This is a genomic window from Bacteroidales bacterium, assembly GCA_035299085.1.
Taxonomy (GTDB): domain Bacteria; phylum Bacteroidota; class Bacteroidia; order Bacteroidales; family UBA10428; genus UBA5072.
Genome location: DATGXG010000007.1, coordinates 1 through 12,658, shown reverse-complemented (window position 1 = coordinate 12,658; position 12,658 = coordinate 1). Strand labels below are relative to the sequence as shown.

Here is a 12,658-nt window from a genome sequence, read left to right as displayed (position 1 = left end):
CCTGAGAAAAATGAAAAGCGTTTTATTTCTGCTGATCAGCTTGGTTTTGTTTTATTCCTGCGAAAAAAGTGCCGACATTATCGCCAATGCCGATGTGTTGGGAAAATGGAAATTAGTTCAGGTGCTGGCTGATCCCGGCGACGGTAGTGGTCAATTCAGGAATGTCGACAACGATATTTCAATTGTCTTTCATTCTGACGGGACTGTTTCATCAAATGGTATGCTATGCAACATATCCATAGTTCCGGATGGGGAATATTACGGTACCTATTCGTTAAATGATTCCACAATCACCCCTGACGGTTGTCCATATCCTCAAACCAAATTGTCATTTGAAATAACAGGGAATTATATGATAATACATTATCCCTGCATAGAAGCCTGCAGGTCCAGATTTAAAAAAGTTGATAATTATTTTGATCACTGACATTTCATACAAGCCATGTAATATCTTTGCGGCAATAATTCAGTGAAACTTCAATAATGGAAATTCTGATCGCCGGATTTCTGGCTTTTGTTTCTTCAAATATTGATGATCTCTTTATCCTTGTACTGTTTTACGGAAATAAATCATACGCGAACAAGGAAGTCATTTTGGGTCAGTTCCTTGGAATATTTGCATTGACTGCAATTGGCATAGCCGGTTCCCTCATCGGCTTATTCATTCCTCAGAAATATATCGGACTGCTCGGAATAATCCCATTATTTATCGGATTGAAAGAATTATATAAACTAATTACACATCGTAACCACGATAAGCATGACGTTGGATATGCATCCAATAAAAACAAAATATGGACAGTTGCCGGAGTGTGTTTTGCAAACGGGGGAGATAATATTGGTATTTATATTCCATTGTTTGCAACAGTCAATTGGTCCGGAAAGTTTGCGTTTTTCATGCTCTTTATGTTGATGACTTATTTATGGTGCCGGATTGCCATGCACATTACAAAATATCCGTTAATGCAATCCGCATTGAAAAAATACGGGCATCTCGTTACTCCGTTTGTATTCATTTTACTGGGAATATATATTATACTTGGCTGAGGCAAGGCTTAAACAGAAGATCCCAGTCGTGAAATTTCTTGTACGCGGGTAAACCTGGCCATGCTAAATTTTGTTACACTCTTTAAATTATAATGTCGTATTTTTCCACTGAAAATCGCAGACCGTAAATCGCAAACCCTAAATCGTAAATCGAAATGTTTGAATACAACACTACCTTCCAATCCGTACCGTTTGATAAAATCAGAACAGAGCATTACAAGCCGGCATTTGAGTCGTTGATTGCTGAATGCCGCGAAACACTTGATAGAATTACATCTTCACCTGAGGAACCGGATTTCTTAAACACCATTGAACATCTTGAACGGCATAATTATTCTTTAAAACGACTGGAGCAGACCTTTTTCAATATAAATGCCGCGGAAACCAGTGAAACCATACAGCAACTGGCACAGGAAATATCACCGATGCTGACAGCCTTTTACAATGACATTACCCTGAATGAACCTTTATTTGAGCGGGTTAAAAAGGTGTATGAAAAGCGAAGTGTACTTAAGCTGAATACCGAACAAACTCGTCTCCTTGAAGAAACCTACAAGATGTTTGTTCGGAATGGCGCAAACCTGGCTCCTTCAGCCAAAGAAGAATACAGGAAACTAACTGAAGAATTGTCGGCCCTGACATTAAAGTTCGATGAAAATGTGCTCGCTGAAACAAACGATTTCAAACTACACCTAACAGATGAAAAGGATTTAGCCGGATTACCCGAATTTGTAAAAGAGGCTGCAGCACTGGAAGCGAAATCAAAGGGTCTGGAAGGATGGCTTTTTACCCTGAAGATGCCCAGTTATACAGCCTTCATGAAGTATGCAGACAACCGTGAGCTAAGGCAAAAAATGTTCATGGCTTATTCTGCCAGAAGCTTCAGGGAAAATGAAAAGGATAACAGGGAAGTCATAAGGAGAATTGTGGACATCCGGCTAAAATTGGCGAACCTTCTGGGCTATAAAACATATGCCGGGTATGTGCTTGAAGAAAGAATGGCTAAGAATCCTGAAACAGTAAAATCATTTCTGAACGACCTGATCAGTGAATCGAAACCTGCTGCGCAGAAAGAATATGCCGAATTGCAGGATTTTGCGAAATCAACAGGTGCCGATTTTAAAATTCAGCGATGGGACTGGGCCTATTATTCTGAGAAACTCAGGAACAGTCGATTTTCGATAACCGATGAAATGATCAAGCCTTATTTTCATTTGGAAAAAGTTGAATCGGGGATCTTTAACCTTGCCGGAAAGCTTTATGGGATTTCATTTGAACCGGAAAACACAATTCCGGTTTACAATAAGGATGTCAGAACATTCAGGGTTCTTGATCAGGATGGTTCATTCCTGGCCTTGCTTTATGTCGATTATTTTCCACGCGACGGCAAGCAGGGCGGGGCTTGGATGACCAATTACCTTGAGCAGTATAAGGTAAACGGCGAAGATATAAGACCTCATGTTTCGCTTGTGCTCAATTTTACCAAGCCTACCGATACCAAACCCTCCCTGTTAACTTACGAGGAAGTGAGAACTTTCCTGCATGAATTCGGTCACGCACTGCACAGCATATTCAGCGACTGCAACTATATGGGCCTTTCTGGAACAAATGTATACCGGGATTTTGTGGAACTCCCGTCGCAGATCATGGAAAACTGGACAGAGCAAAAGGAATGGCTGCACGAGGTTGCTGTTCATTACCAGACAGGGCAACCCATGCCTGAAGAAATGATTGATAACATACTTAAAAGCAGGAATTTCAATAGCGGTTATGCTTTTGTACGCCAATTGAGTTTCGGACTCAATGATATGGCATGGCATACCCTCGAAGTTCCTCTTGACCGGCCTGTGCAGGAATTTGAAACATCGGCCATGGCACTTACCGAGTTATTTCCGCCTGTGCCAGGTACCTGCATGAGCACTGCTTTTCATCATATTTTCGGTGGTGGTTATGCAGCCGGTTACTATGGCTATAAATGGGCTGAGGTTCTTGATGCCGACGCTTTTTCGGTGTTTAAGCAAAAAGGCATTTTTGATCGGGCCACTGCAAAGTCTTTTCGTGATAATATCCTGTCAAAAGGAGGAACCGAAGATCCGATGGTTTTGTACAAACGCTTTCGTGGCCAGGAACCCTCTGTGGAGGCGCTGCTGGAGAGAGCGGGGTTGAGAGGAAAGTAGGGAGTAGGGAGCAAGGAGTAAGGAGTCGGAAGGTAATCGGTAATCAGTGTTCGGTGTTTTTTGGTCTTCTGGTCTTCTGGTCTTCTGGTCGTCAGTCACCAGTTACCAGTCACCAGTCACCAGTTACCAGTCACCAGTTACCAATCACCAGTCACTAATCCTTTTTTCCTGGTTACAAGAAGCCCCAAAAACACAATCAACCCGTTTACGATCAGTATTTCGAAACCGAATTTATATCCCCATAGCAGTTGCTGCGAATAGCGGTCGAGGAAGAAACAAAGAACCGGTGCGGCGACTGAAATATAGGGCGAAACTTTGTCATTGGCCCTGTAGGGCGTAAGAATTCCGAATGCAAACATTCCCAGCAGCGGACCATACGTATACCCTGCAATTTTAAACAGCGCATTGATGACGCTTTCATTATTCAGAACCTTGAAAAGCAATATGGCCACAATAAAAAGAACGGCGAAACCAATATGAACGTAATTACGCGTATTCATTCGTTTATTGTCTTCCTTAAATCCCAGAAAATCAACACAGAATGAAGTGGTAAGAGCGGTTAAGGCTGAATCGGCACTCGCATAAGCTGCGGCAAGAATTCCCAGTATAAAGACAAATCCTACTGCCGGCGGAAGATAATTGAAGACAAGAAACGGAAACAGTTCATCTGTTTTATGACATTGCATGGTTTTTGTCAGCGGGTCAAGGAGACTGATCGGGCAATCCTTAGCCAGGAAATTTTCTACAATGACACCCTTGGAGTTGGCATAGATATAAAGTAGCGCACCGAGTGACAAAAACAGGATGTTTACGCCAACGAGCATGGAACTCATCCAGTACATGTTCTTTTTGGCATCTTTTAAATTCCGGCAACTCAGGTTTTTCTGCATCATATCCTGGTCAAGCCCGGTCATTACGATGCAAATGAACATCCCGCTCAGGAAATGCTTGAAAAAGTTATTTCCTGGCCGCCAGTCCCAAACAAATACATCCGAATACCGGCTTGACCCTATTTTATTGATAAGTCCGCCGATATCCAGGTGCAATTCTTTTCCGATAAGAACAATGGATAATATAACACCCAGGACCAGGAAAAAAGTCTGAAAAGTGTCGGTGTACACTATTGTCCTTATTCCACCTTTAAATGAGTACACATAAATGAGAGCGATTGTAATGACTACCGTAAGCCAGAAAGGAACGCCAAGCTTCGAAAGGATAAAACCGTCGATTACAAGGGCAACCAGGTAGAGTCTGAAAGACGATCCGATAACCCGGGATAACAAGAAATAAAATGCTCCTGTTTTGTAGCTGTGTAATCCAAGCCTTTGATTCAGGTAAACATATATGGAAGACAGGTTCATCCTGTAATACAGCGGAAGAAGGACGTTGGCTATCACCATATAACCCGCAAAATAGCCGAAAACAAGCTGCAGGTATGAAAATGAGCTTGGGCCGACTTCACCCGGAACGGAAATGAATGTTACTCCGGATATAGAAGAACCGATCATGCCGAATGCTACCAGGAACCAGGGCGATTTCCTGTTTCCAATGAAAAAGGAGGCATTATCAGCTCCTTTGCTTGTAACAATTGAAATTGCGATGAGAACGCCGAAATATATGATGACAATGGCAAGGAGGATCCAGGGATTCATCTGATTTACGATTTGACGATTTACGATTTACGATTTGACGATTTACGATTTGACGATTTGTAATGCCAAAATGCTAGGCGAAGTCTGTGACTTCGTCTTATCGTTATTTTTCATAAGCTTCGTTACAAACTATGCTTACCGCATAACACAAGATTACAAAAAACAAACAACAGTTGCTGAATAAAAATGTATTTTTGCATGTTCAGTGTCACCCTGAGCGCTAAAAGGAGTGACAGGCATTATTTCAAACAAGCAGATATGAATCTGAATTATCCTTCTAAAATATTGGAAGCAGCAGTTAATGAATTTTCAACTCTTCCGGGTATAGGCCATAAAACTGCCCTGCGACTGGTTTTGCACTTACTCAGACAGGATAATTCCGCACTGGAAGCTTTCGGAAACGCGGTTATCCGGCTGGGAACCGACCTGGGTTTCTGCAAGGTATGCAATAATATTTGTGACGGTGAAATTTGTCCGGTTTGTGCTGATAACAGGCGTGACCATTCCATTATCTGTGTGGTAGAAAGCATCAAGGATGTAATGATCATTGAAAATACGCAGCAATACAGGGGAGTTTATCACGTCCTGGGCGGAATCATTTCACCCATGGATGGAATTGGCCCTGCCGACCTGAACATTGACAGTCTGGAAGAACGTCTGAGGCAGGGTGGGATCAATGAGCTTATTCTTGCACTGAGTGCGACAATGGAAGGTGATACAACCAATTTCTATTTATACAGAAAACTTAGCCCCTACAAACTGGTGTTCTCCACACTGGCACGAGGTGTGTCAATAGGAGATGAACTTGAATACACCGACGAGGTTACCCTAGGCCGGTCACTTGTAAACCGGATACCGTTTACCGCTACTTGAGATTTACTTTGGCAGCCATTGCTGCGCCTATGATTCCGGCTTCGTTCAGAAACTTCGCAGGAACTACCTTAGCTTTCAGGTTGAGTTGATCTTTGAACAGATCGAGCTTTTTGCTGGCTCCTCCTCCCAGGATAATCATTTCAGGCCAGGTAAGGAATTCGATATGTGCAAGGTATTCATTCAGCCTTTTACCCCATTCGGTCCAGTCAAGATTCTCCCTTTTACGGGCTGCGTCGGAAGTAAAGTATTCAGCGTCCATGCCTTTAAATTCAACATGTCCGAATTCAGTGTTAGGGAAGAGTTTTCCTTTCACGAACAGCGATGATCCGATCCCTGTTCCGATTGTAAGCACCACAATAGCACCCTTAAAGCCGGCTCCGGCGCCCAGTTTGACTTCTGCCAATCCAGCAGCATCTGCATCGTTTAATACCCATACAGGCAGCTTGGTTACCTCACTGAACAGTTTTTTTGCATCAGTATTAATCCAGGATTTGTCGATATTGGCAGCGGTTTTTACTACGCCATTCTGGACCACTGTCGGAAATCCAACGCCTACAAGACCTTTCCATTTAAAATGCTTTACAAGTTCCTTTATCGTTTTGGCCACATTCTGTGGATTCGAAGGTTCCGGTGTAGGTATGCGGTGTCTTTCGCCCCTGAGTTCACCTGTTTTAATATCCACCGGCGCTCCCTTGATACCTGAACCGCCGACATCTATTCCGAGTATTGCTTTGCCCATTGATAGTGCTATTTCATATGTTACTGCAAGATAGGATAAAAAAATCTTGTTTACAACTTTTTAATATTGGCTCACCATATATTGTAATAAAATTCATACTTTGGTATTGCTGCAACCGGATAATCGGAAACATTTAAATACTCGGATGGACGATAAAATAGTCTCGCTTCTGAACAATAACCTTAGGGTAATCATTCCTGATTTTGGCGCATTTATTATAAGGCAGCAGGAACCTATTGTTGTTGTTTTCAATGAAATGCTGCGAAATAATGACGGATTGCTGCTTGATTACATTATCAAAACGGAGAATGTTGAACCTGAAATTGCGGATCAGTTGCTTGCCGATTACACAAATCATGCGCAGCGTATTCTTGATTCAGGCAATACCCTCACCATCCGGGGACTGGGCGATTTACATAAAGACCGCTTTGGTAAACTGGTCTTTAGCCAGGAAATCCGGGGAACAGAGGCCGATGCACGCTTGCACGAGACCGTTACGGCAAAGGAAATTCAGTCACCCGTAGTGTCGCCCGTAATAATAACACCGGCGGCAAAGGCTGAAGAAAACGATGATTTTCCGGAGTTCTGGCAAACTGTTTTCTCGAAACCTGTCATAAACTGGATATTACTGATCATCGCGCTGAATCTCATTGTCATTTTTGTATTTGTCATCCGCGAAAACAAATCACATACCGTTAAAAAGCAGGCGGCTCCTGCAGTGATTGAACAAACCGTTCTGGACCGGCTTGCTGATTCGGTAAGGTCGGCTGCCGCAGATACAACCCTGGTTTACCAGTCACCTCCTTCAGAGGATACTAAGGAATCTGCCACACCGGGAGTTGAGGCAGATATCCGTTATTTCATTGTCGCAGGTTGTTTCAGGGACGAAATTAACGCCGATGATATGGTTGAATCATTGAAAAAATTGGGGTATAAGGCTGAAAAATTCGGGAAGATCGGCGATCTGTACGCGGTTTCGTTTGCGTCCTTCAATAATAAGGATGAAGCTGTTAACGAACTGGCGCGGATAAGGAAGCAGCATCATCCGGAAGCCTGGATGACAAGGTTCTGAAATTCAATTTAAATTTTCATATTATGTTTAGAAAATCACTGCTTACTATTGCATTGACGGGTGTCATGGTTGCACTTTCAGCGCAGCCTGTGAAAATGATCCTTAATGCTGATCAGACAAAAGACACAATTAACAAGAATATTTACGGGAACTTCTCAGAGCACCTTGGCCATTGTATTTACGGAGGTATCTGGGTTGGTGAAAACTCCCCGATACCTAATACCCGCGGTATTAGAAATGATGTGGTGGCCGCTCTGAAAAGGATAAGCATACCGAACTTACGCTGGCCGGGCGGTTGCTTTGCCGATGAATACCACTGGATGGACGGAATTGGTCCGCGCGAAAACCGGCCGAAAATGGTAAATACTCACTGGGGTGGAGTGGTTGAGGATAACAGCTTTGGTACCCACGAGTTCCTGGATCTGTGCGAGCAGATTGGCACTGAACCTTATATCAGCGGAAACCTGGGCAGCGGTTCAGTGGAAGAAATGTCAAAATGGGTGGAATATATAACATTTGACGGCAAAAGCCCGATGGCAGACCTTCGCAGACAAAACGGACGCGATAAACCATGGAAAGTTAAACTGTGGGGCGTTGGTAACGAGAACTGGGGCTGCGGCGGAAACATGACAGCCGAGTTTTATGCCGACCAGTACAGGAGATATGCTACCTATTGCCGCAATTACGGAAACAACTGGCTATACAAAGTGGCCGGCGGTCCCAGTACCGATGATTACCATTGGACGGAAACCCTGATGAAAAATGTACCCCTGCATATGATGGGCGGGCTTTCGCTTCATTATTACACCATTACACACGACTGGTCGCATAAAGGATCTGCAACGCAGTTCACTGAGGACGAGTACTTCAGCACGATAAAAAGCACCATGTTCATGGAACAGCTTGTTACAAGGCATTCTTCAGTTATGGATCAGTATGATCCCCAAAAAAGGGTAGGCCTGATAGTAGACGAATGGGGCGTATGGCACGACGTGGAACCGGGTACCAATCCGGGTTTCCTGTTCCAGCAAAATACAATCCGCGACGCCCTGGTAGCCGGTATCAACCTGAATATTTTCAACAACCATGCCGACAGGGTCCAGGGTGCCAACATCGCCCAGATGGTGAACGTGCTTCAGTCGATTATCCTTACCGACGGTCCTAAAATGGTGCTAACACCTACCTATTATATTTTCGAAATGTACAAGGTTCATCAGAATGCCGCATTGATTCCGCTGTCATTCAAATCACCCGATTATGTTCTCAACGGAAAATCCCTGCCTGCAGTAACTGCTTCGGCATCAAAGGATAAGGCCGGAAAGGTACATATCTCGTTTACAAATGTGGATCCTCACAAGGAAATTGAAATAAACCTGGATATCAGGGGAATGAAACCAGTAAATGTTACCGGTACTGTTTTGACATCAAAGGATCTGTCTGCTCATAATACTTTTGACGCTCCGAATACCGTTCAGAGTGCACCTTTCCAGGGAGCCAGGCTGGGTAAAGAAGGTCTGACAGTGAAACTGCCCCCGGCTTCGGTTGTGATGCTGGAGATGTAATGCCGGATGCTGGATACTGGATGCTGGAAGCTGGATTTGAAATCGTTTGAAATGAGTCTGAAAGAAGTTTGAAAGAAGTTTGAAAACTTCAAACAGCGAAGCCTTCAAACAGCGAAGCGTCAAACGGCGAAGCAAACGAACATCGAACAAGGAACACCGATTTAAGAATTAAGAAGTTTTACTAACAGTCTAACGGACTAACAGACTAAAAGACTAAATATGGATAACCGCAGAGATTTTTTGAAGAAAACTGCACTTACAGGTGCAGGATTGGTAGGAGTGAAGTATGCCGGTTTTGGAGAGACAAATGAAAAGGAAAAACCGGCAAAACCGGTTCCCCCGACAGGAAATGTGAGAGCCGGTTTTATCGGCGTTGGCAGCCGGGGTCGTGGACATCTTCATGATACCTTGTCACTTAAGAATGTGGATATCATTGCCATATGCGACATCCAGCAGTCTTCTCTTGACAGGGCAGCCAAAGTATTTGCCGATGCCGGCGCAAAACAGCCTAAGGTTTATACCGGCAGTGAATATGCCTTTCAGGATATGCTTAAAAACGAAGCGCTTGATGCAGTGATCATTGCCACTCCCTGGGAATGGCATGTGCCGATGTCCGTGGCATCTATGAAAGCCGGGGTGGGGTATACCGGTGTGGAAGTTTCCGCCGCCAACACGCTTGAAGAATGCTGGGACCTTGTAAATGTGCATGAAGAAACCGGAAAGGAACTGATGATCCTTGAAAATGTTTGTTACAGGCGCGACGTAATGGCCATTCTCAATATGGTGCGACAGAATCTTTTTGGCGAGCTGGTTCATTGCCGGTGCGGTTATGAACATGATCTGCGGCCTGTAAAATTTAACGACGGTGCCAAGTATTATTATGAGAAAGGCGATCCCATGAAAATGGGCAACCAAGCCTATTCTGAAGCTCAATGGAGAGGTCTGCATGCCATAAGACGAAACGGCGATTTGTATCCGACCCATGGGATAGGACCTGTAGGGACATTTTTGGATATCAACCGGGGAAACCGTTTCCTGACAATTGCCTCTATGGCATCGAAATCAAGGGGACTTCATAAATACATCCTGGATAACGGAGGTCGTGACCATCCCTATGCCAATATTAATTTCAATTTGGGCGATGTGGTCACTTCCATGATCAAATGTGCCAACGGCGAAACAATTCTAGTTACTCACGATACCAGTCTGCCCCGCCCGTATTCTCTTGGCTTCAGGGTTGAAGGAACAAACGGGCTGTGGTACAACGACGGTGACACGCTGTATATCGAAGGAAAATCGAAATCAGCTGATGAGTGGGATAAGTCGGATGAATGGACTACGAAATACGATCATAAATTCTGGCGTGAACATGGCACAGAGGCTGAAGGTGCCGGCCATGGCGGCATGGATTACATCATGCTTCATGATTTCTTTGATGCCGTGAAAAATAAAAAGCCGGTCCCGCTGGATGCCTATGACGCAGCGGCATGGAGCGCTATATCAGCCCTTTCAGAAATGTCAGTTGCGCGTGGAGGTTCATTGGTTGATTTCCCTGATTTCACAAGAGGAAAATGGATTAAACGGGTTCCGGCTTTCGCGATGGATGATCAGTACCCGATCGCAGCGGAAAGAAGTTTTATTAATGATATTTTTTAGCACGGCCATAATCATATCGTCATTGCGATGACCGGTTCCTACGGTCAGAAGCAATCTGCCTGCACAGGCACACCGTAGAAATAAGGAACAAAAAAAGGACAGTTTTCACTGTCCTTTTTTTATTGTCCTTATTTTAATTCTTAGAAAGCAAAATCAAGTCCGATACCAAGAATCAGCGTATTCTTGAAATACTTTTCAGTTGTGGTACCGTCAATAAGTGTTTTGGTTTCTTCCTTGTAGATGGAGTAGCTTACGCCGAGATTAGCCATAATGCTTTCTGAAAACTTTATTCCGAATCCACCTCCAACTGTGCTTGAAGGAAGAGCATAGCTCATGTCTGACTGGTAATCAGCGCTTACACCGGGTTTTGCATACAGGTATCCTGCACTAAAGAAGATATTGTCAGTAATTCCATACTCAAGTCCGAGACCAAGTTCATAGTAATTCTTATCAATTACCTTATCATTTTTAACTGCTTCACCGTTCAGGTCAAGAGTTTTTCCATAGTTAGCTGCCTTGTCGAAATAATAATGGAATCCTGCAGTAGCAGAGAACTTCGGAGTGATTTTGTAGGCAACGCCCAATGAGAACATGGCCGGCATGTCACTGTGAACAGTTGAATCATTAACGAAAATACCACCACCAAGATTATCTTTTACATTTTGTTTCAGGTCGAGTTTGGTTTTGAATTCATACTTCAAACCAATATTCAGCTTTTCACTGAGCGCAAGGTTAACACCAAGGATCGGGGCAAAACCGGTACCGCTTTCTTCTGCATCCACTTCCATATCAGCTGTGGCACCATCAAGTACTGCGGCTGTTCCGTTAAGAATTGCAGCATTCATGGCAGGAACACCAACTGCTGAGGCAACACCTCTCAGGTAATTGCCCGGAGTGTAAGATCCTGGCTGAACATTATATAAAGTTCCATAACCGGCAGCTGCAGGAGCAACATCAATGGCTATATCACGGATATGTCCTTTATATTTATTCTTGGCTGTAACCAGGCGGCCACCCAGGTAAGCGCTGATCATATCATTAATCTGATAAGTCAGTCCGAGCTGATAACCGAAATAAATTGAGGAGCCTTTGAAATATATGTCAGCACTGTATCCTGTTATGTTGCTGAAATTGGGATTGAAAGTATATCCTGTTGTCAAACCTGCATCAAGGGGTTGAAGTGATGATTGGAGCATGGGTACCAGTCCTGATATTGAACTTTCGAATGAGGGTAATCCTTTTTTATATTCAGCTCCGCCACCACCCCCAATAGGGTTAAAACCAAATGAAACGGCTATCTTGCTTTTTTTCCATGTAGCATAAACGCCCGGGAAAACAGGTGCTTTAACATCACCCAGGTATTTCTTTGGTGAAGGGCTTAAAAATGGATAGGAACTGGTCACATCTTTACTCTGGAAAATTGACTGCGAATTTAATGAGAAATGAAATCCGTCTTCCATTTTTGTAAGACCGGCAGGATTAAAGTACACAGCATCAGGTCCTATAGCAGCATCTCTCACAAGCGTACGCACCCAATAGGCGCTCTGATTTGAGTTGGTCACTATCCCGCCGCCGAACGCGACAGAAGCAATGAAAACGAAACTAGTGATCAATAAAATTTGCTTTTTCATAGATTTTCTTTTTTGATTATGAACCGAATATATGAAATTCCTGAATAAGTGATACTTTACTTATTAACATATTTGAATATTAGACTATTAGGCTGGATGACACCGGACCGTCATTGCGAGTAAGAACACCTTTTTAAAGATCACCCGGTGAAATGACAACCATGGCTTTCACAAATAGCTACGAAGTAGCGAGATCTGAATAACCGCGGGTGAAACCCGTGGATTATGATGTCAGCAGACAAGAACCCT

General features: G+C 43.7%; 10 protein-coding genes. 7 read left to right on the top strand and 3 right to left on the bottom strand.

The genetic code is table 11. The features are described from left to right. Positions 1–10 precede the first annotated feature (10 nt). From VK179_01445 to VK179_01435, 3 genes are all read left to right on the top strand, one after another. Positions 11–427 (top strand): lipocalin family protein, encoded by a 417-nt coding sequence (locus VK179_01445; protein ID HLO57383.1) that lies wholly within the window; start codon positions 11–13, stop codon positions 425–427. Between the two features lie 56 nt (positions 428–483). Next, positions 484–1,047, top strand: coding sequence for a cadmium resistance transporter (locus VK179_01440; protein ID HLO57382.1), 564 nt, complete (start codon positions 484–486; stop codon positions 1,045–1,047). 155 nt (positions 1,048–1,202) lie between these two features. Further along, positions 1,203–3,224 (top strand): M3 family metallopeptidase, encoded by a 2,022-nt coding sequence (locus tag VK179_01435; protein ID HLO57381.1) that lies wholly within the window; start codon positions 1,203–1,205, stop codon positions 3,222–3,224. A gap of 137 nt (positions 3,225–3,361) precedes the next feature. Here the strand turns inward: VK179_01435 and VK179_01430 are convergent, their stop codons facing one another. Beyond that, positions 3,362–4,876 carry a sodium:solute symporter gene (locus VK179_01430; protein HLO57380.1) on the bottom strand — a complete coding sequence of 505 codons (1,515 nt, stop codon included), beginning with the start codon at positions 4,874–4,876 and terminating at the stop codon, positions 3,362–3,364. A gap of 258 nt (positions 4,877–5,134) precedes the next feature. On the opposite strand from VK179_01430, the gene recR reads away from it, so the two are divergent. After that, positions 5,135–5,749 (top strand): recombination mediator RecR, encoded by a 615-nt coding sequence (gene recR, locus VK179_01425; protein ID HLO57379.1) that lies wholly within the window; start codon positions 5,135–5,137, stop codon positions 5,747–5,749. On the opposite strand, the gene VK179_01420 is transcribed toward recR, so the two are convergent. After that, positions 5,742–6,488: an ROK family protein gene (locus tag VK179_01420; protein HLO57378.1), complete on the bottom strand. Its 747-nt coding sequence runs from the start codon at positions 6,486–6,488 to the stop codon at positions 5,742–5,744. The two genes, recR and VK179_01420, sit on opposite strands and share 8 nt — an antisense overlap. Before the next feature lie 145 nt (positions 6,489–6,633). Between VK179_01420 and VK179_01415 the strand changes: the two genes are divergently transcribed. The 3 genes from VK179_01415 to VK179_01405 all read left to right on the top strand — a co-directional run bounded on the left by VK179_01415 (position 6,634) and on the right by VK179_01405 (position 10,778). Next, positions 6,634–7,560 carry an SPOR domain-containing protein gene (locus tag VK179_01415; GenBank protein HLO57377.1) on the top strand — a complete coding sequence of 309 codons (927 nt, stop codon included), beginning with the start codon at positions 6,634–6,636 and terminating at the stop codon, positions 7,558–7,560. A 23-nt stretch (positions 7,561–7,583) separates the two neighbouring features. After that, the gene (locus tag VK179_01410) at positions 7,584–9,122 is read left to right on the top strand and encodes an alpha-N-arabinofuranosidase (GenBank protein ID HLO57376.1); all 1,539 of its coding nucleotides are present in this window, start codon (positions 7,584–7,586) and stop codon (positions 9,120–9,122) included. A 219-nt stretch (positions 9,123–9,341) separates the two neighbouring features. Beyond that, positions 9,342–10,778 (top strand): Gfo/Idh/MocA family oxidoreductase, encoded by a 1,437-nt coding sequence (locus VK179_01405; GenBank protein HLO57375.1) that lies wholly within the window; start codon positions 9,342–9,344, stop codon positions 10,776–10,778. A 140-nt stretch (positions 10,779–10,918) separates the two neighbouring features. On the opposite strand, the gene VK179_01400 is transcribed toward VK179_01405, so the two are convergent. Further along, positions 10,919–12,409 carry an outer membrane protein transport protein gene (locus VK179_01400; protein HLO57374.1) on the bottom strand — a complete coding sequence of 497 codons (1,491 nt, stop codon included), beginning with the start codon at positions 12,407–12,409 and terminating at the stop codon, positions 10,919–10,921. Between the last annotated feature and the right edge of the window lie 249 nt (positions 12,410–12,658).